Origin of the sequence: Streptomyces sp. NPDC048185, from assembly GCF_043202495.1 — a bacterium.
Classification (GTDB): Bacteria; Actinomycetota; Actinomycetes; order Streptomycetales; family Streptomycetaceae; genus Streptomyces.
Genome location: NZ_JBIDAN010000002.1, coordinates 711427 through 730589 on the forward strand (window position 1 = coordinate 711427; position 19163 = coordinate 730589).

The 19163-nt window shown below is 74.3% G+C and carries 19 protein-coding genes; 8 read left to right on the forward strand and 11 right to left on the reverse strand.

The genetic code is table 11. The annotated features are described in order from the left end of the window. Positions 1-268 precede the first annotated feature (268 nt). From ACGF3H_RS09200 to ACGF3H_RS09210, 3 genes are read left to right on the forward strand one after another with little or no spacing between them, the layout of a single operon-like run. Positions 269-1342 carry an aromatic ring-hydroxylating dioxygenase subunit alpha gene (locus ACGF3H_RS09200; protein ID WP_362488315.1) on the forward strand — a complete coding sequence of 358 codons (1074 nt, stop codon included), beginning with the start codon at positions 269-271 and terminating at the stop codon, positions 1340-1342. Continuing rightward, positions 1339-1509: a hypothetical protein gene (locus ACGF3H_RS09205; RefSeq protein WP_362488313.1), complete on the forward strand. Its 171-nt coding sequence runs from the start codon at positions 1339-1341 to the stop codon at positions 1507-1509. Before ACGF3H_RS09200 ends, ACGF3H_RS09205 begins: the two co-directional genes overlap by 4 nt. Further along, positions 1506-2444, forward strand: coding sequence for a PDR/VanB family oxidoreductase (locus ACGF3H_RS09210; RefSeq protein ID WP_362488311.1), 939 nt, complete (start codon positions 1506-1508; stop codon positions 2442-2444). The genes ACGF3H_RS09205 and ACGF3H_RS09210 overlap by 4 nt, the downstream gene beginning before the upstream one ends. A 46-nt stretch (positions 2445-2490) precedes the next feature. On the opposite strand, the gene ACGF3H_RS09215 is transcribed toward ACGF3H_RS09210, so the two are convergent. The 8 genes from ACGF3H_RS09215 to ACGF3H_RS09250 all read right to left on the reverse strand — a co-directional run bounded on the left by ACGF3H_RS09215 (position 2491) and on the right by ACGF3H_RS09250 (position 9698). Further along, positions 2491-3486: a LacI family DNA-binding transcriptional regulator gene (locus tag ACGF3H_RS09215; protein WP_362488309.1), complete on the reverse strand. Its 996-nt coding sequence runs from the start codon at positions 3484-3486 to the stop codon at positions 2491-2493. Positions 3487-3532: 46 nt separating this feature from the next. Continuing rightward, positions 3533-4213, reverse strand: coding sequence for a GntR family transcriptional regulator (locus ACGF3H_RS09220; RefSeq protein WP_362488307.1), 681 nt, complete (start codon positions 4211-4213; stop codon positions 3533-3535). Beyond that, the gene (locus ACGF3H_RS09225; protein WP_362488305.1) at positions 4210-5211 is read right to left on the reverse strand and encodes a proline racemase family protein; all 1002 of its coding nucleotides are present in this window, start codon (positions 5209-5211) and stop codon (positions 4210-4212) included. The genes ACGF3H_RS09220 and ACGF3H_RS09225 overlap by 4 nt, the downstream gene beginning before the upstream one ends. A 10-nt stretch (positions 5212-5221) precedes the next feature. Beyond that, entirely contained in the window at positions 5222-6112 is an 891-nt protein-coding gene (locus ACGF3H_RS09230; RefSeq protein ID WP_362488303.1) for a dihydrodipicolinate synthase family protein, read from the reverse strand. After that, positions 6109-7491: an FAD-dependent oxidoreductase gene (locus tag ACGF3H_RS09235; protein ID WP_362488301.1), complete on the reverse strand. Its 1383-nt coding sequence runs from the start codon at positions 7489-7491 to the stop codon at positions 6109-6111. The genes ACGF3H_RS09230 and ACGF3H_RS09235 overlap by 4 nt, the downstream gene beginning before the upstream one ends. Beyond that, the gene (locus ACGF3H_RS09240) at positions 7481-7804 is read right to left on the reverse strand and encodes a (2Fe-2S)-binding protein (protein WP_362488298.1); all 324 of its coding nucleotides are present in this window, start codon (positions 7802-7804) and stop codon (positions 7481-7483) included. Before ACGF3H_RS09240 ends, ACGF3H_RS09235 begins: the two co-directional genes overlap by 11 nt. Then, positions 7801-8952: an FAD-binding oxidoreductase gene (locus ACGF3H_RS09245; protein WP_362488296.1), complete on the reverse strand. Its 1152-nt coding sequence runs from the start codon at positions 8950-8952 to the stop codon at positions 7801-7803. Before ACGF3H_RS09245 ends, ACGF3H_RS09240 begins: the two co-directional genes overlap by 4 nt. An 86-nt stretch (positions 8953-9038) precedes the next feature. Then, complete coding sequence (locus ACGF3H_RS09250) at positions 9039-9698, reverse strand: hypothetical protein (protein WP_362488294.1); 660 nt, start codon at positions 9696-9698, stop codon at positions 9039-9041. Positions 9699-9930: 232 nt separating this feature from the next. Between ACGF3H_RS09250 and ACGF3H_RS09255 the strand changes: the two genes are divergently transcribed. Both ACGF3H_RS09255 and ACGF3H_RS09260 read left to right on the forward strand, forming a co-directional pair. Continuing rightward, positions 9931-10587, forward strand: coding sequence for a helix-turn-helix transcriptional regulator (locus ACGF3H_RS09255; protein ID WP_362488292.1), 657 nt, complete (start codon positions 9931-9933; stop codon positions 10585-10587). Between the two features lie 140 nt (positions 10588-10727). Next, positions 10728-10949: a hypothetical protein gene (locus ACGF3H_RS09260; RefSeq protein ID WP_362488290.1), complete on the forward strand. Its 222-nt coding sequence runs from the start codon at positions 10728-10730 to the stop codon at positions 10947-10949. Between the two features lie 38 nt (positions 10950-10987). On the opposite strand, the gene ACGF3H_RS09265 is transcribed toward ACGF3H_RS09260, so the two are convergent. Then, the gene (locus tag ACGF3H_RS09265; protein ID WP_362488288.1) at positions 10988-11668 is read right to left on the reverse strand and encodes a 4'-phosphopantetheinyl transferase superfamily protein; all 681 of its coding nucleotides are present in this window, start codon (positions 11666-11668) and stop codon (positions 10988-10990) included. A 155-nt stretch (positions 11669-11823) separates the two neighbouring features. Beyond that, complete coding sequence (locus ACGF3H_RS09270) at positions 11824-13161, reverse strand: 6-phospho-beta-glucosidase (protein WP_362488286.1); 1338 nt, start codon at positions 13159-13161, stop codon at positions 11824-11826. A 240-nt stretch (positions 13162-13401) separates the two neighbouring features. On the opposite strand from ACGF3H_RS09270, the gene ACGF3H_RS09275 reads away from it, so the two are divergent. Beyond that, the gene (locus ACGF3H_RS09275) at positions 13402-14196 is read left to right on the forward strand and encodes an IclR family transcriptional regulator (RefSeq protein ID WP_362488284.1); all 795 of its coding nucleotides are present in this window, start codon (positions 13402-13404) and stop codon (positions 14194-14196) included. Between the two features lie 305 nt (positions 14197-14501). After that, entirely contained in the window at positions 14502-15902 is a 1401-nt protein-coding gene (locus tag ACGF3H_RS09280; RefSeq protein WP_362488282.1) for a glycoside hydrolase family 16 protein, read from the forward strand. Positions 15903-15967: 65 nt separating this feature from the next. On the opposite strand, the gene ACGF3H_RS09285 is transcribed toward ACGF3H_RS09280, so the two are convergent. Next, entirely contained in the window at positions 15968-16891 is a 924-nt protein-coding gene (locus ACGF3H_RS09285) for an AraC family transcriptional regulator (protein ID WP_362488280.1), read from the reverse strand. 157 nt (positions 16892-17048) lie between these two features. Here ACGF3H_RS09285 and tkt point away from each other — a divergent pair, with 157 nt between their 5' ends. Then, positions 17049-19124, forward strand: a complete 2076-nt coding sequence (tkt, locus tag ACGF3H_RS09290; protein ID WP_362488278.1) for a transketolase — start codon at positions 17049-17051, stop codon at positions 19122-19124. The last annotated feature ends 39 nt before the right edge of the window (positions 19125-19163 follow it).

The following is a 19163-nucleotide window of genomic DNA, read 5'->3' on the forward strand; positions in this document are numbered from 1 at the left end:
GACCGGTCGGGCCCCTCGGCGCCGAACAGGAGCGCGCCGTGGCGCACGAAGGCGTCGCCGGTCCCATCGGGACCCTTGGCACATCCGGGTCCGGCACCGCGCCCCCGGCGGCCCCAACTGGCGCGCCACGCCGTGACGTTGATCGAAAGACTAGGGGCACCCACCGACACTCCCCCGTGCGCTCCTTCCGTGAGGCGGAAGAGGCGTTGCCGCGCCGCGACGCCTGCCCCGACGATGCCACCACCCACGACGGACGGGAGCCGCACCGATGCCGCACATGACCGCCTTCGCCAGGAACCAGTGGTACGTCGCCGCCTACAGCCATGAGGTCGGGCGCGAGTTGCTCGGCCGGACGGTCCTCGGTGAGCCGCTCGTCCTCTACCGCACCGAGGAGGACGGCATCCCGGTCGTCCTGCACGACCGGTGCGTGCACCGGCGCTATCCGCTCTCCGAGGCACCGACCCGGCTCGACGGCGACCGGATCGTGTGCGGGTACCACGGGTTCACCTACGACACGACCGGCACCTGCGTGTACGTGCCGGGGCAGAAACGCGTCCCCCGCACCGCCCGGGTCGCCTCCTACCCGGTGCTCGAACAGGACTCCCTGGTGTGGGTGTGGATCGGCGACCCGGCACTCGCCGACCCGGGTGACGTGCCGCGCGCCCGGCACCTGGACTCGCCGGGCTGGGTCACCGTACGGGGCATGGAGCCGATCGACGCCGACTACGGGCTGCTGGTCGACAACCTCCTCGACCTCTCCCACGAGACCTATCTGCACGGCGGCTACATCGGCACCCCGGAGGTCGCCGAGACGCCGATCACCACGGAGGTCGACGAGGGCGCCGGGACCGTCCGGGTGAGCCGGCACATGGACGACGCCGAGTGCCCGCCCTTCTACGCCAGGTCGACCGGGATCAGCGGGCGCATCTCGCGGTGGCAGGACATCGAGTACCACGCGCCGTGCCTGTACCTGCTGCACAGCCGGGTCGCGCCCGCCGGGGTGGTGCCCGAGGCGGACGGCAGCGATCCGCACGGCTTCCACACCGAGATCACCTACGCCATCACACCCTCCGGCGACGGGAAGGTGTACGACTTCTGGGCGGTCTCCCGTGACTGGGCGACCGAGGACGCCGAGGTCACCGAGTTCCTGCGCAAGAACAACCACACAGTCGTCATGCAGGACGTCGACGCGCTCAACCTGCTCCAGCGCACGCTGGGCACCGAGCGCACGGGCTATCAGGAGCTGAGCATCAACATCGACACCGGCGGTCTGGCCGCCCGCCGCATCCTGGCCCGGCTGGTCGAGGAGGGCGACAAGCCCGGGGAGCGGGCCGCCCGGTGAGCGCGCGCACCGGCGAGGTCTACCGCGTCGACTGGGTCCCGGGCACCGACGTCCTGCACGGCACCTGCCACTGCGGCGCCGAGCACACCGCCGAGGACCCGGTCGCGATGTGGGAGTGGATGCTCGCCCACCCGCAAGGACACCGGACCCGGGGAAGCGGCTCATGACCCGGTACGAGACCGGACTCGTCGTCGGCCGCCGGGAGACCGTGGCCGACGGCGTGCTCGCCCTGACCCTGCACCACCCGCTGGGCGAGCCACTGCCCGCCTGGGAGCCCGGCGCGCACGTCGACGTCGTCCTCGGCCCCGGCCTGGAGCGGCAGTACTCGCTGTGCGGCGACCCCTCCGACCGGCAGACGTGGCGGATCGCCGTGCTGCGCGAGAACGACGGCCGGGGAGGGTCCGCGTACGTGCACGGGCGGCTCGGCCCCGGCGACACCGTACGGGTCCGGGGACCGCGCAACCACTTCCCCCTGGAGCCCGCCGCCCGTTACCGCTTCGTCGCCGGCGGCATCGGGATCACCCCGCTGCTGCCGATGCTGGCGGCGGCCGAGGAGGCGGGCGCCGAGTGGACGCTGCTGTACGGCGGGCGGACCCGGGGCACCATGGCGTTCACCGGCGAACTGGAGCGGTACGGCGACCGGGTGACGATCGTCCCCGAGGACGAGGCCGGGCTGCCGGACCTCGCCTCCGTGCTCGACGACGTGCCCGAGGGCACCCTCGTCTACTGCTGCGGGCCCGGGGCGCTGCTGGACGCGGTCGAGGCGCGGTGCCCGGCCGGAGTGCTGCGCGTGGAGCGCTTCTCCCCGAAGGAGGCGCGGGCGGCCGGCCCGGACACGGAGTTCGAGGTCGTCCTCGCCCGCAGCGGACGCACGGTCACCGTCGCGCCGGACGTCTCCGTCCTGGACGCCGTCCGCGCCGCCGGTGCCGAGGTGCTGTTCTCCTGCACGGAGGGCACCTGCGGCACCTGCGAGACCGACGTCGTCGAGGGCGTGCCGGACCACCGGGACGCGGTGCTCACCGACGCCGAGCGGGCCGCCGGGGAGACCATGCTCATCTGTGTGTCCCGCTGTCGTGGCCGGCGGCTCGTGCTGGACCTGTGATCCCCGGGTCGGCGTCGGCCCGTGAGTGCCCCGCGGCAGGCGGATCTCAGGTCCGGGGCGCCTGCGCGGTCGAGCCCCGCACCACCAGCTCGGGCTCGAAGAGCAGCTCTTCGGCGGCGACGGAACTGCCGTTGATCTGCGCGTTCAGCAGCTCCACCACGGCCCGGCCCATGGCCTCGATGGGCTGCCGGACGGTGGTGAGGGGCGGCTCGGTGCAGTTCATCAGCGCGGAGTCGTCGTACCCCACGACGGAGATGCGCGACGGCACGTCGAGACCCCTGCGCCGGGCGGCCCGTACGACACCGAGGGCCAGCGGGTCGCTGGCGCAGATGAAGCCGGTGACGCCCCGGTCGATGAGGCGGGAGGCCGCGGCGTGGCCGCCCTCGATGGAGAACATGGCACGCGCGACGTACTCGTCGGGCACCTCCCCGATGGTCCGGGCGGCGGCCAGCTTGCGTCCGGAGGGCATGTGGTCACCGGGGCCGAGCACCAGGCCGATCCGCTCGTGGCCGAGCGAGGCGAGGTGCCGCCAGGCCTGCTCCACCGCCACCGCGTCGTCGCAGGAGACGCCGGGGAAGCCCAGGTGCTCGATGCCGGCGTTGACCAGGACGACCGGGATGTTGCGTTCGGCGAGGCGCTCGTAGTGGTCGTGGGACGCGTCGGCCTGCGCGTACAGTCCGCCGGCGAACACCACGCCGGAGACCTGCTGTTGCAGCAGCAGGTCGACGTAGTCGGCCTCCGAGACCCCGCCCTTGGTCTGCGTGCACAGCACCGGGGTGAGGCCGAGCTGGGCCAGGGCCCCGCCGATGACCTCGGCGAAGGCCGGGAAGATCGGGTTCTGCAGCTCGGGCAGGACCAGGCCGACCAGCCGGGCCCGCTCACCGCGCAGCTGGGTGGGCCGTTCGTAGCCGAGCACGTCCAGGGCGGAGAGCACCGCCTGCCGGGTGGCCTCGGAGACTCCGGGCTTGTTGTTGAGCACCCGGCTGACCGTGGCCTCGCTGACCCCGACCTTCTTGGCCACCTCGGCAAGTCGTCGCGTCATGCGCGCAAGCGTAGCGCAAGTTATGCAAGCCGCTTGCGTACCGGTGTCATGCTCCCGCCCACAGGCCCCGCACGTGTCCGAGGTGCCGGGCCATCACGTCCCGCACCGCCCGCTCGTCCCGGGCGAGCAGCGCGTCGAGGATCTCCAGGTGCTCCTGGGCCGACGCCTCCAGGCGGCCCTGTTCCACCAGCGCCGTCAGCCCGTACAGCCGTGAGCGCCGGCGCAGGTCCCGGACGACCTCCACCAGGTGCCCGTTGCCCGCCAGGGCCAGCAGGCCGAGGTGGAAGCGCAGGTCAGCCTCGACGTAGGCGATGAGGTCGCCGGCCACCGCGGCCGCGACGATCTCCTCGGCGACCGGGCGGAGCGCCTCGAGGGCGACCGGGTCGGCGGTGCCGGCCAGGGCGGCGGTGGTCGGGATCTCGACGAGCGAGCGGATGTGGGTGTACTCGTCGAGCTGCCGGTCGGAGACGGCCGTGACCCGGAACCCCTTGTTGGGGACGGTGTCGACCAGCCCTTCCTTGGCGAGGTCGAGCAGGGCCTCGCGCACCGGCGTGGCCGAGACGCCGAAGCGGGCGGCGAGGCCGGGCGCCGAGTACACCTCGCCGGGCCGCAGTTCGCCCGCGATCAGCGCGGCCCGCAGCGCGTCGGCGACCCGCTCCCGGTGGCTGGGCCTGCGGCCGCCGAGGCGCGGCAGGGACGGGCCGGTGCCCGTGCTGACGGTGTTCACAGCACGAAGCCTGCCGGGAAGGGGTCCTCCGGGTCCAGCAGGTACTGGGCGGTACCGGTGATCCAGGCGCGGCCGGTGAAGCTGGGCAGGACGGCCGGGTGTCCGGCGACCTCGGTCGTGCCGAGCAGCCGGCCCGTGAACCGGGTGCCGATGAACGACTCGTTCACGAACTCGGTGTCCAGCGGGAGTTCGCCGCGGGCGTGCAGCTGTGCCATGCGGGCGCTGGTGCCGGTGCCGCAGGGCGAGCGGTCGAACCAGCCGGGGTGGATCACCATGGCGTGCCGCGAGTGGCGGGCGGTGGCATCGGGCGCGGTCACCTGGACGTGGTGGCAGCCGTGGATGGACGGGTCCTCCGGGTGGACCGGCTCTCCCTGGGCGTTGATGGCGTCCATGAGCGCCAGACCGGCGGCGAGGATGTCGTCCTTGCGGGAGCGGTCGAAGGGCAGCCCGAGCCGCTCCAGCGGCAGGACGGCGTAGAAGTTGCCGCCGTAGGCGAGGTCGTACGTCACCGTCCGGCCGTCGGGCAGGGTCGCCTCGCGGTCGAGGGCGACGGCGAAGGACGGCACGTTGCGCAGCGTCACGGCCTTCGCCGCACCGCCCTCGACGGCAACCTCGGCGACGACGGGGCCCGCGGGGGTGTCGAGGCGGATGACGGTGACGGGTTCGGTCACCTCGACCATGCCGGTCTCCACGAGGACGGTCGCCACGCCGATCGTGCCGTGGCCGCACATGGGCAGGTAGCCGGAGACCTCGATGTAGACGACGCCCCAGTCGCAGTCGGGCCGGGTGGGCGGCTGGAGGATCGCGCCGCTCATGGCGGAGTGCCCGCGCGGCTCGTTCATCAGCAGTCGCTTGACGTCGTCGCGGTGTTCGCGGAAGTACAGCCGCCGTTCGTTCATGGTCGCGCCGGGGATGGTGCCGATCCCGCCGGTGATCACGCGGGTGGGCATGCCCTCGGTGTGCGAGTCGACGGCGTGCAGGACGAGTCTGCTGCGCATGACGGACTCCCTACGCCAGTCCGGCCGCGAGGGCCTTCTCGGTGGCGGCGCGGACGGCGGCCTCCTGTCCGGGCAGCAGCGGTACGCGGGGTGGGCGGCAAGCGCCGCCGTGACGGCCCGCGATGTCCATGGACAGCTTGATGGCCTGGACGAACTCGACCCGCGAGTCCCAGCGCAGCAGCGGGTGCAGCTGCCGGTACAGCCGCTGCGCGGTGGTCAGGTCCCCGGCCGTCGCGGCGCGGTACAGCTCGACGCAGGAGGTGGGCAGGGCGTTGGGGTAGCCGGCGACCCAGCCCTTCGCGCCCGCGACCGCCAGCTCCAGCAGGACGTCGTCGGCGCCGGTCAGCAGGTCGAGTTCCGGGGCGAGTTCGGCGATGCGGTAGGCGCGGCGGACGTCGCCGGAGAACTCCTTGACGCCCCGGATGTGTCCCTCGCCGTGCAGCCGGGCGAGCAGCTCGGGCACCAGGTCGACCTTGGTGTCGACGGGGTTGTTGTAGGCGACGACGGGCAGGCCGGCCCGCGCGACCTCGGCGTAGTGGGCGAGGACGGAACGCTCGTCGGCGCGGTAGGCGTTGGGCGGCAGGAGCATGACGGCGCCGCAGCCGGCCTCCCGGGCCTGCTCGGCCCAGCGGCGGGCCTCGGCGGACCCGTAGGCGGCGACGCCCGGCATCACCCGTTCCCCGCCGATCGCGGCGACGGCGGTCTCGACGACCCGGCTCCGCTCCTCGGGGGTGAGCACCTGGTACTCGCCGAGCGATCCGTTGGGCACGACGCCGTCGCAGCCGTTCGCCACCAGCCAGGAGCAGTGCTCGGCGTAGGCGTCGAAGTCCACGCGGAGGTCGTCGGTCAGCGGGAGCGCGGTGGCGACGAGGACGCCGCGCCAGGGACGGTGGTCGGTCATGAGTGTCCTTCCTCCGGTGGTTCGGGCTGTGGCTGGGCGAGGACTCCGAGGGGGACGGGGCGGGCGAAGGGCCGCCGGGACGGGGCGGGGGCGCATCCGGTGAGGCCGGCGACGGCGGGGGCGCACATCCGCCCCTGGCACCAGCCCATCCCGGCCCGGGTCAGCAGTTTCACGGTGCGGACGTCGCCCGCGCCGAGGCCGCCGGCGGCCTCGCGGACGGCACCGGCCGTGACCTCCTCGCAGCGGCAGACGACGGTGTCGTCGGTGACACGGTCGGTCCAGCGCACGGGCGGGGGGAAGGCGGCGGCGAGGGCGGCGGCGGACGTCCGCAGCTCCTCGCGCGTCCTGGCGGCCGGCGCCCGTCCCGCGGGGTCCGGCCCGGTGCCCCGCAGCCGGGCGGCGATCGATCGGCCGGCGATGTGCCCCTCGGCGAGCGCGAGACCGGCGCCGCCGATGCCGGTGGCCTCCCCCGCCGCCCACACCCCCGGCACACTGGTGCGCTGCTCCGTGTCGACGGCCACCGACGTGCCGTCCAGGCGGCAGCCGAGGCCGTCGGCGAGGTCGGTGTGCGGGAGCATGCCGTGGCCGACGGCCAGGGTGTCGCAGGTGAGGTGCCGTTCGGTGCCGGGCCGGGTGTGACCGCCGGCGTCGAGGGCGGCGACGGTGACGCCGGTCAGCCGGTCGTCGCCGTGCGCGCGGACGACGGTGTGCCGGGTCAGTGTGCGGACGCGGTGGCGCAGCAGCCGGGCGGCGTACCCGGCGCCCTCGGGGAGCCTGCCGGCCAGGGCGCGGGCATGGCGGGCGACGTGCCCGGGTGCGGCCGACTCGACGAGTGCCGCCACCCGTACGCCGGCCGCCGCGAGGCCGGCCGCCACGGGCAGCAGCAGCGGCCCGGTGCCGGCGACGACGGCGGTCCGGCCCGGCACCACCAGGGCGCCCTTGAGCATGGCCTGGGCGCCCCCGGCCGTGAGGACGCCGGGCAGGGTCCAGCCGGGGAAGGGCAGGACGTACTCGTGACCGCCGGTGGCGAGCAGCACGGCGTCGGCGTGCACGGCCACCGGCTCGTCCTCGCCGGGCCCGCGCAGGGCGTGCACGGTGACGGCGCCGGAGCGCCGCTCGACGAACCAGACCTGGTGTTCCGTCAGGACGCCCACGTCGCTCGCGGCGAGTCCGTCGCGCAGCCGCTCCCAGGTGCGCCACCCGTGGTGGAGGGCACGGGCGCGCCGGGCGCCCAGCGCGGGGGCGGGCTGCCGGTAGAACTGCCCGCCCGGCTCCGCCGCCCCGTCGACCACCGTGACGTGGACGCCCCTCGCGGAAGCCGCCAGTGCCGCCGCGAGCCCCGCGGGTCCCGCGCCGATCACGGCCAGTTCAGTCCTCATGCCCGGTCCCCTCCTGGGTGCGGATCACGTCGCCCGGCCGTGCGGGCACCAGGCAGGCCCGCTGGTTGGGACGGCCGTTGACCGTGACCAGGCAGTCGAAGCACACGCCGACCCCGCAGAACACCCCGCGGGGCCGGCCGCCGCCCCGGGTGGTGCGCCAGGAGGTGATGCCCGCCGCCCAGAGCACCGCGGCGACCGTCCGGCCGGGCAGCGCCTCGATCTCCCGGCCGTCGAAGGTGACCGTGCGGGCGGGGCGGGGCCGGGCGCGGACCAGGCGCAGCGGGTTCCGGCGGCCTTCTCGGCGAACTTTCACACAACCTCCTCGGCGAAGCGGTCGGGGCGGAACGGGGCGAGGTCGAGTGCGGGCGCCTCGCCGCACAGGACCTGGGCGATCAGGTGTCCGGTGCCGGTGGACAGCCCGATGCCCGCGCCCTCGTGCCCGCAGGCGTGCAGGAGTCCGGGCACCCTCGGGTCGGGGCCGACCGCGGGCAGGTGGTCGGGCAGATACGGCCGGAAACCGGCGTACGTCCGCATGGCCCGTACCCCGGCGAGGAACGGGAACAGGCGCGTCGCGCCGGCCGCCAGTGCCCGCAGCGCCGGGAGCGACACCGACCGGTCGAAGCCGACCCGTTCGCGGCTGGCGCCGATGAGGACGGGGCCCGCGGCGGTGCCCTCCACCACCGGGGAGGTCTGCAGGCCGGCGGAGTCGCTGGCGACGTCGGCGACGTAGTCCGCCGCGTACACCTTGTGCCGCACCCGGCGCGGCAGCGGTTCGGTGACCAGGACGTAGCCCCGCCTGGGCAGGACCGGCAGCCGCACCCCGGCCAGGGCCGCCACCTCGCCGCCCCAGGGGCCGGCCGCGTTGACGACCGCCGGGGCGTGCAGGTCGCCCCGGTCCGTGCGCACCCCGCGCACGGCGCCGTCCGGGCCGCGCAGCACGCCGGTCACCGTGCGGCCGGTGTGCAGCCGGGCCCCCGACGCCCGCAGCAGGTGTGCCGCGGCCAGGGCGGGCATGACCTGGGCGTCCTGCGGATAGTGGACGGCGCCCGCGAGGCCGGGGGCGAGGTGGGGTTCGAGGTCGTGCAGCCGGTCCGCGGGGACGCTCACGGCCTCCACGCCGGCCGCCCGCTGGCCCGCGGCGAAGGCCTCCAGCCCGGTCAGCGCCCCGGGGGTGGCCGCGACGACGACACCGCCCTTGGGTTCGTACTCGGCCGCCCGGCCCAGGTCCTCGGCCAGCGCGCTCCACAACCGGCCGGAGAGCAGGGCGAGTCCGAGCTCCGGGCCGGGTTCCTTGTCGGAGACCAGGAGGTTGCCCTCCCCCGCTCCCGTGGTGCCGCCGGCCACCGGGCCGCGGTCCACCACCGTCACGTCGAGCCCGGCGCGGGCGGCGTACCACGCACACGCGGCGCCCACCATTCCGGCCCCGACCACCACGACATCGCAGGTCGGCGACTCGATCACGTCAGTACTATGTCACACATCACAGGGCGTGGGAACGGTGCGGCAACAGCTTCCACGAAGGCTCGCCGGGCCCGGCGCGGGCGCGCTCAGTCCGTCGCGGGGACGACCCTCAGGTGGGCGGCGGGGCGGCGGGTCCGGCCGGTGCGCTGTGGGGAGCGGCGCGTCTCGCGCAGGACCAGCGTCAGCCGCGTGTAGCCGAGTTCCTCCAGCGACCTGGGCGTCTCGACGACCACGCGGCACTCGGTGGCGCCCCAGCGCGGATCGGGGTGGTGCAGCGGCCGTACGGCGCCGTCGTGCTCGACGGCCTCCACGCCGACGGCGTGGACCCAGTGCGGCAGGCCCTGGCGGTAGGCGGCCTCCATGATCGGGTCCTGGGCGATGTCCCGGCGGACGGCCTGCAGCCCGGCGTCGTGCCCGTACTTCTCCATGGCGGCGGCGAACTGCGCCAGCATGGGCAGGCACCAGCTCGCCTCGTGGTCCGCGAGCACCGCGGACGCGTCCGGGTGGAAGAGGACGAACCTGAGGAAGTTGTCGGCCGGCATGGCCGTCGGGTGCGCGCCCGCGCCCCGGAAGAGCGTCCGGAAGGCGCCGTTGGCCAGGACCACGTCCCAGCGGTGGTCGACGACGAGGGAGGGGAAGGGCACGGCCTCCAGGAGGGCGGCGTAGTCCTGGAGATACGCCTGGGCGTCGGGGGTCGCGGGACCGGGCCGCGGTGCCGGCCGCTGCCCTCCTGCCTGAAATGCCATCGGGAGGTCACCCCTCTTGCCTATGCGGCCTTCTCGCGGCGTCCCGATCCTGCTGCCCCGACGCGAGGCGTGTCAACTATCGTGGCATTTCGTGCCTGTTGACGGCTGAAATAGGCCACAGTTGTGGCGAGACCTGGATGTGAGTTCGAGCGGCAGGCTACTCTCCGGGAAGTTCACGGCTACCGCTTGTGAGAAGCCTGTGAGGGCTGTGAGAGACGTAGGAGATCTGTCGGTGACCGGTGGCTTCGAGGGTCCGGGTGCCATGCCGACGGCCGTGCTGCAGGCCGTGGTCGCCCGCGTCACCGCACTCGCGGACCGGCTCGGCGTGGCACACACCGAGGTCTTCGACGTCGGCGCCCTCTCCGTCGCCTCCGGCGTCCCCGAACCCGTGGTGGGGGCCCTGCTGAGCGGCCGGCCCGCGGGCGAGCCGGACGTGCAGGCACGGTTCGTGCAGCGGCTGGACCTGCTGCGGCGCACCCGTCTCAAGCCCAACGGCCGCCGGTACACCCAGCAGGAGATCGCCGACGGCGCGGGCATGTCCCGGCAGCAGGCGGGCGCCCTCATCAACGGCGACCGGCGTCCCACCATGGAACACTGCGACGCCATCCAGCGCTTCTTCCGCGTGCACGCCGGCTTCCTCACCGCCGAGGACCCCGAGGCGCTCGCGAGCGCCCTGCAGCACACCGAGCAGGAGTTGCTGCAGCAGCTCGCCGACCGCGAGCGGGCGGCGGCGGGCGCCGCCGACGATCCGCTGGAGCGGCTGCTGCAGGACCACGGCGTGCGGGGCATCGCCTGGCGCGCCGCTCAACTCCCCACCGACCAGCACCGCGACAAGGTCGCCCAGTGGCTGGACATGCTCCTGGAGAGCGTCAAACGGCCCGATTCCTGACCCTGGCCGGCCGCGCGTTCTTCCGAGGGCGTGCGGGCGCGGCCCGGGGGGATTGTCAGTGGTGGGCGGCAAGCTGGTGGACGTGCCACCGCGGTGCGGGGGCGCGTGACCGCCGACGTCGTTGTGGGGAGAGCCGACCGATGACCACCGCCGTGCTGACCGACCGCGAGCGCACCGCCGTTCAGGCCTATCTGCGCCTCCTGCACACCGTGCGGGCCGGCTTCGACACGGCGGCCGGCCCGCCCGTCGTCCCGCCCTCCGTGCTCGCCGAGGCGGAGCAGGCGCTCGAGGCCGCGGGCCTGACCGGGAACGAGGACGCCTTCTTCCGGCTGCTGGGGAGCTGGTGCCCGCCGAACCCGTGACCCGGGGCGGGCCGCTCGGTGCCGTGGGGGTCGTGGGGTCAGGCGTGCGGGACCGTGATCACCGTGGCGACCAGGCCGTGGCGAGCCGTCCAGCGGCCCGTGAAGTGGGTCAGCCGGCGGCCGCCCACCCACGGCCCCGGCACCAGGAGAGCGGCGAGCAGCCCGCCGCGGCGGTCGTCGTCGGGGTCCACGGAGATCTCGATGTCGGCCTCCGAGAAGTCGAGCCACTGCCCGGTCAGGGGGAACCACGCCTTGTAGACGGACTCCTTGGCGCTGAACAGCAGCCGCTCCCAGTGGATGCCGGGGTGTTCACCCGCCAGGCGGCGCAGCCGCTCCGCCTCGCCCGGCAGGGACACCACGGGCAGGACACCGTCGAGCAGCGGCCCGTCGGGTTCGGCGTCGATGCCGATCGACGCCAGGTCGGTGCCGCGGGCCAGGGCGGCGGCGCAGTAGCCGTCGCAGTGGGTCATGCTGCCCACCAGGCCGGCCGGCCAGCGCGGTGCGCCGCGCTCTCCGGGCAGGACGGGCTGCGGAGGGACGCCGAGCTTGCGCATGGCCCGGCGGGCGCAGGACCGGACGACGGTGAACTCCCGGCGCCGCTTGTCGACCGACCGGGCGACGAGCGGCTCCTCCTCGGGGAGGAGCGGCGAGTGCCCGGCGTCCTCCAGGTCGTGGGCCTCGACGGTCACGACCGTGTCGGGCATCAGCTCATCGAGCACCGGAGCCGGTTCCTTTCTCTGCGGCGTCGGCCGGACACGCCGCGGTGGTGCCGGGTGGTCCGGGTCCCGGCGAGGTGTCCGTGGACCATAGTGTCGGCCCGGAGCCGGGGGTACCAGCCCGGGCGGCCGGTGACCGGGGGCGGGGCTGGGCTGGGCTACCTGAGGTAGGCCAGCCCCGGGTGGACGCTCGTGTAGCCGTCGACGAGGCGGCGGGCGACGTTCACCGAGTCGACGAGCGGGTGCAGGGCGAAGGCCTTGACGGCCGTGGCGCGCGAGCCGGTTGCGGCCGCCTCCAGCACCTCCCGTTCGACGGCCTTGACCGCGCAGACCAGCCCGGTGGCGTGCCCCGGCAACGGGTCGACGGCCACCGGGTGCGCGCCGCTCGCGTCGACCACGCACGGGACCTCGATCACCGCCTCGGAGTCGAGGACGGACAGGGTGCCGCGGTTGCGGACGTTGAGGATGAGGACCGTGCGTTCGTCGCGGGCGACGGCCCGCATCAGGGCCAGTGCCACCTTCTCGTAGCCGCCGGACAGGTCGTCGGCCTCGCGCTCCCCGGCGCCGGCCGCCTCCCGGTTCTCGGCCATGTAGGTGGCCTCGCGTTCGGCGCGGGTGCGGTCCCAGGCGGCGAGGGCGGGCGTGCCGGGACGGCCCATCTCCTCGTAGAAGCGGGCCTGCTGGTCGCGCAGGAAGGCGCCGCGGGTCCGTTCCGCCTCCTGGTAGGCGCGGACGGCTTCCCGGTTGAAGTAGTAGTAGTGCAGGTACTCGTTGGGGATCGCGCCCAGCGAGCGGAGCCACTCGGCGCCGAAGAGCCGGCCCTCCTCGAAGGAGCCGAGCAGCGCGGGGTCGGCGAGCAGGCGCGGGAGCTGGTCGCGGCCGGCGACGCGCAGGCCGCGGACCCAGCCGAGGTGGTTGAGGCCGACGTAGTCGATCCAGGCCTGCGCCGGGTCTGCGCCGAGCACGCGGGCGATGCGGCGGCCGAGGCCGACCGGGGAGTCGCAGATGCCGATGACGCGGTCGCCGAGGTGCCGGGACATGGCCTCGGTGACCAGGCCGGCCGGGTTGGTGAAGTTGATGACCCAGGCGTCGGGCGCCAGGCGGGCCACGCGGCGGGCGATGTCGACGGCGACCGGGACGGTGCGCAGCCCGTAGGCGATGCCGCCCGCGCCGACCGTCTCCTGGCCGAGGACGTCCTCGGCCAGGGCCACGCGTTCGTCGTCCGCGCGGCCCTGGAGGCCGCCGACGCGGATGGCGGAGAAGACGAAGTCGGCGCCGCGCAGCGCCTCGTCCAGGTCGGTCGTGGCGGTCACCTCCGGGGCGTCCGGCACCCCGGCGGCCTGCTCGGCCAGCACCCGGGTGACCGCCGAGAGCCGGCCGGCGTCCAGGTCGTGCAGGACGACGCGGGTCACGCGCCCCTCGCCGCGGTCCGCGAGGAGCGCGCCGTACACGAGCGGCACCCGGAACCCGCCGCCGCCCAGAATCGTCAGCCTCACGCCGGCACCCTCTCCTCACGGCCCTGCCACCTGACGCCGATCATGGCACGTCCACGCGGCGCCGCCGTAGTCGTGGGCCGGGGCGTCGTGAGGTGCCCCGGTGCGGGGGCGGGGCTGGGGGGGGAGGGGCGCCCGGGCCCGGCGCTGTGGGGGTGCCGCTGGGCGGGACGCCCTCCCCCTCGCCCGGCCTGCCCCGTAACCTGCCCGACGACCCCCGCCCGGCCCACCGGAAGGACGCCCATGCCCGACCGCTCCGCGCCCGACCGCCTCCTGTCCGTCCTCGCCGCGTTCGACCACGAGCACCCGGCCCTGTGCCTGACGGACATCGGCCGCCGCGCCGGCCTCAGCCTCACCACCGCGCACCGTCTCGTGGGCGCCCTGACGGCATGGGGCGCGCTGGAACGGGACGGCGCCGGGCTCTACCACGTCGGCCTGCGCCTGTGGGAGGTCGCCGCGCTCGCCCCGCGCGGCCTCGCGCTGCGCCAGATCGCCCTGCCGTACCTGGAGGACCTGTACGAGGCGACGCACGAGAACGTGCAGTTGGCGGTCCGGGACGGCGGCGAGGTCGTCTACGTCGAGTGGCTGTCCGGCCGCTCGGCGGTCGGCGTGCACATCCGCGTGGGGGCGCGCTGGCCGCTGCACGCCACCGGGGTGGGGCTCGCGCTGCTCGCCCACGGCGAACCGGACTTCCAGGAGGCCTACCGCGCGGGCCCGCTCGCCTCCTTCACCCCGTACACGATCACCGATCCGGTGCGGCTGCGCCGCGTGCTGGCCGAGGTGCGCCGCACCGGCGCGGCGGTGAGCGACCGCCAGGTCACCGACGACGCCCTGTCGGTGGCCGCTCCGGTGCGCGGGCCGGACGGGGCGGTGGCCGCCGCCGTGTCGGTGGTCGTCCCGCACGCCGACGCGGCGGTTCCCGTCCTGGTCCCGGCGGTGCGGCTGGCGGCGCGCGGGATCTCACGGGCGCTCGGCTGGCGTCCGGGTCCCGGCGGGGGAACCGCCGCGACCCGCGCCCCGGCCCCGCCGCGCGCCTGAAGCACGGGGCCGGGGGCCCGGTGGCGGCACCCGGTGACCGCAGCCGTGGCCCGTGGGGCCGCTCAGGGGGATGCCGCAGGCGGCACCGGCTCGGCCCACGGCTCGCTGCTCCCCCTTCACCACCGCCGGCACCCCTTCACCTACTGAACTCCCCTACAGGCAAAGGACTTTCTCGGTTTCACCTCTTGACGACGGCCACCGTCGGGAGCACATTGGCCGCACTCTGAGAGCGCTCTCAGCGCTCGACCGGAGCGCACTCGGACCGTCCGCGCTTCCCACTCCCGCACCCGAGAGGCGACCCCCACATGAGAGAGACCTCCGGCACCCCGCACCGACGGCGCAGACCACTGCGCCGGGCCCTGGTGGCCGTCGTCGGCACGCTCGGCCTGGCGGCGGCCGCCACCGCCGTCACCGGCCCCTCCGCGAACGCCTCCGCTCCCCCGCCCTCGTCCGGCTGGACGCAGGTCTTCGCCGACGACTTCGACGGCGCCGCCGGCTCCGGCGTGAACACCTCGAACTGGCAGTACGCGACCGGCACCTCGTATCCCGGCGGCCCCGCCAACTGGGGCACCGGCGAGATCGAGACGATGACGGCCGGCACGGACAACGTCTCCCTGGACGGCAACGGCAACCTGCGCATCACCCCGCGGCGCGACGGCGCCGGCAACTGGACGTCGGGCCGCGTCGAGACGAGGCGCACCGACTTCCGGCCCCCGGCCGGCGGCACGCTGCGCGTGGAGGCCCGCATCCAGGTCCCGAACGTCACGGGCGCCGCGGCCAAGGGCTACTGGCCGGCGTTCTGGATGCTCGGCGGCCCCTACCGCGGCAACTACTGGAACTGGCCCGGCGTCGGCGAGATCGACATCATGGAGAACACGCAGGGCCTCAACACCGTGTGGGCCACGCTGCACTGCGGCACCTCTCCCGGCGGCCCGTGCAACGAGACCAGCGGCATCGGCGGCAACACGCCCTGTCCCGGGGCCACGTGCCAGGCCGGGTTCCACACGTACCGGGTGGAGTGGGACCGTTCGGCCGCCGTGGAGGAGATCCGGTTCTCCGTCGACGGAACCACCTACCACACGGTGCGCCAGAACCAGGTCGACGCGACGACCTGGGCCAACGCCACGAACCACGGCTACTACGTCATCCTCAACGTGGCGATGGGCGGCGGTTTTCCGAACGCCTTCGGCGGCGGCCCGGACGCCGGCACGCAGCCCGGCCACCCGATGCTCGTGGACTACGTCCAGGTGCTGTCGTCCGGTGGGGGCGGCACCACGCCTCCCCCGGCCGGCGGCCGGGACGCGTACGGCACCGTCCAGGCCGAGTCGTACGACGCCCAGTCCGGCACGATGACCGAGGACACCACCGACGCGGGCGGCGGGCAGAACCTCGGCGCGCTCGCGAACGGCGACTGGGCCCAGTACAAGGGCGTGGACTTCGGCTCGCACCCCGCGACGCAGTTCACCGCCCGGGTCGCGAGCGGCGCGGCGTCCGGCGTCAGCGGCCTGGTGGAGGTGCGGCTGGACAGCCGCGGCAGCGCGCCGGTCGGGAGCTTCGCGGTGGGCAGTACGGGCGGCTGGCAGTCGTGGCGGACGGTCCCGGCGAACATCGGTCCCGTCACCGGCACCCATGACGTGTATCTGACCTTCACCAGCGGCCAGCCGGCCGACTTCGTCAACGTGAACTGGTTCGGCTTCGGACACTGACCCGCACGGCCCCCGCCGGGGCGGAGGGCTCCACGTGCGCGTGGAGCCCTTCGTCGTGCCGCGGCTCAGCGCAGCTCCGCCCGGAACGCCGCCGGGGTCATGTCCGTGTGCTGCTGGAAGAACTTGGAGAAGTTCGCCGCGTCCGGGAAGCCGACCGCCGCACCGACCCGGCCGATCGGCAGGTCGGTGTGCGCGAGGAGCCGTTTGGCCTCCAGCACCACCCGCTTGTCGATGAAGCCCTTGGGTGTCTCGCCGGTCGCGGCCCGCACCGCGCGGACGAGGGTGCGGCGCGAGTAACCGAGCGCGTCGGCGTAGGCGCTGACGCTGTGATTGGTGGCGAAGTCCCGTTCGACCGCGTCCCGGAAGAGCGTGAAGGTGGTGTCCCCCGGCGCGTCCGCCTGCCCCCGCCCCCGCTGCGCCTCCTGCGCCGAGCCGGCCGCGAGGTGCGCCAGGCGCAACAGGAAGGCGCTCAGCGTGTGCCGCAGCACCGCGGTGTGCAGGCTGAGCGGGAGGGTCGTGGCGTCCTCGTACTCGCGTCGCAGCTGCTCGAGCGAGGCGGTCAGCGCGGCGAGCCGGGCCTCGTCGGGGTGGAGCAGGGGCGGCAGGTCGTAGCGGTAGAGGCCGGTGGCCTCCACGGTGGCCCGGGGCAGAAAGCCGGGCTGCATGGTCAGCACCGTTCCGCGGTACTCGCTGTCGGGCGAGAAGCGGTGGACCTGGCCGGGACGGATCCACAGCAGATCGCCGGCCGTCGCCTCGTACTCGGCGAAGTCGATCATGTGACGGACCGGTCCGCCGGTGAAGAGCATGACGACGTGGAAGTCGATGCGGTGCACGCGGTGCAGCGGGGCATGAGCGTGCCAGGTGCGGCCGGCTCCCATGGGGCCGACCTGCATGCCGACGCCGAGGAGGCTGAGATCGACCGGGAAGGGGAAGGTTCTGATCCCGTCACCGCCGGCACCGTCGCCGTGTTGGGTGTGTTCGTCCGCCATGTCCTTCTCGCGCCGTGCCGCCCGTGCGCCGTGACGCCGGGGCGTGTCCCAGTTTCACCACAGGCTGGCACACCACGACCTTCACTCCCAAAAGTCAGACTTTTAAGTTTGAACGCGTCAGACCAGATATCCGGCTCCGATCGAGGATTTCTTGAAGATGAGCACGCAGACAACGGACCGCTTCGAATGGACCGAACTCGACCGGCGTGCCGTCGACACCGCCCGTGTTCTGGCGGCCGATGCGGTGCAGAAGGTGGGGAACGGCCATCCGGGCACGGCGATGGCCCTCGCCCCGGCGGCGTACACGATCTTTCAGAAGGTGATGCGGCACGATCCCGCGGACCCGGAGTGGACCGGGCGTGACCGCTTCGTCCTGTCCCCCGGGCACACCTCGCTGACCCTCTACACCCAGCTCTACCTCGCCGGGTACGAGCTGGAGCTGGACGATCTGAAGGCGTTCCGCACGCACGGCTCCAAGACGCCGGGCCACCCGGAGTACGGGCACACCGCCGGCGTGGAGACCACCACCGGCCCGCTCGGCCAGGGCGTCGCCAACGCGGTGGGCATGGCGATGGCCGCCCGTTACGAGCGCGGCCTGTTCGACCCCGAGGCGCCCGCGGGCGAGTCCCCCTTCGACCACACGGTCTGGGCGATCGTCTCCGACGGCGACCTCCAGGAGGGCGTCTCCGCCGAGGCGTCGTCCCTCGCCGGCCACCAGAAGCTCGGCAACCTGGTTTTCCTCTACGACGACAACCACATCTCCATCGAGGGCGACACCGCGACCGCCTTCTCCGAGGACGTGCTGAAGCGCTACGAGGCCTACGGCTGGCACGTGCAGCGCATCGAGCCCGCCGGGAACGGCGACGTCGACGTCCACGCCCTGTACGCGGCGCTGACGGCGGCGAAGGCCGAGACCGGGCGTCCCTCCATCATCGCCATGCGCACGATCATCGCGTGGCCCGCGCCGAACGCGCAGAACACCGAGGCGTCGCACGGCTCGGCGCTCGGTGAGGACGAGGTCGCGGCCACCAAGCGCGTCCTCGGCTTCGCCCCGGAGAAGAGCTTCGAGGTCGCCGACGAGGTCCTCGCCCACACCCGCGGGGCCCTGGACCGGGGCGCCGAGGCGCACGCCGCCTGGGACAAGCGGCTCGACAAGTGGCGCGGCGCCCAGCCGGAGCGCGCCCGGCTCTTCGACCGTGTCGTCGCGGGCCGCCTGCCCGAGGGCTGGCAGGACGCGCTGCCGGTGTTCGAGCCCGGCAAGGCGGTGGCCACCCGCGCCGCCTCCGGCAAGGTCCTCCAGGCCCTCGGCCCGGTCCTGCCCGAACTGTGGGGCGGCTCCGCCGACCTGGCCGGCTCCAACAACACGACCATCGACAAGACCAGCTCCTTCCTTCCCGAGGGCAACCCGCTGCCCGGTGCGGACCCGTACGGGCGCACCATGCACTTCGGCATCCGCGAGTTCTCCATGGCCGCGGAGATGAACGGCATCGCCCTGCACGGCAACACCCGCGTGTACGGCGGCACCTTCCTGGTCTTCTCCGACTACATGCGCAACGCGGTGCGGATGTCGGCGCTGATGCAGCTTCCGGTGACGTACGTGTGGACGCACGACTCCATCGGCCTCGGCGAGGACGGTCCCACCCACCAGCCCGTCGAGCACCTGGCGGCCCTGCGCGCCATCCCCGGCCTCAACGTCGTCCGCCCGGCCGACGCCAACGAGACCGCGACCGCCTGGGCCGAGATCCTCAAGCGGCACTCCACCGCCCCGGCCCCGCACGGCCTCGCGCTGACCCGCCAGGGCGTGCCGACGTACGAGCCGAACCCGGACGCCGCCCGCGGTGGCTACGTCCTGAAGGAGGCCTCCACCGGCGCCCCGGACGTCCTCCTGATCGCCACCGGCTCCGAGGTGCAGCTCGCCGTGGCCGCGCGGGAGGCGCTGGAGGCGGAGGGCACCCCCGCCCGGGTGGTGTCGATGCCGTCCGTGGAGTGGTTCGAGGAGCAGCCGCGCGAGTACCGCGACCGCGTACTGCCGCCGTCCGTGAAGGCCCGGGTGGCCGTCGAGGCCGGGATCGGCCTGACCTGGTACCGCTTCGTCGGCGACGCGGGCCGGATCGTCTCCCTGGAGCACTTCGGCGCCTCCGCCGACGCCAAGACCCTGTTCGCCGAGTACGGCTTCACCGCCGAGCACGTCACCGCCGCCGCCCGGGAGTCCCTCGCCGCCGTCCGCGGCTGAGCCGACCGGACCCGAAAGCCGGAAGAACCGCAGAAAGAG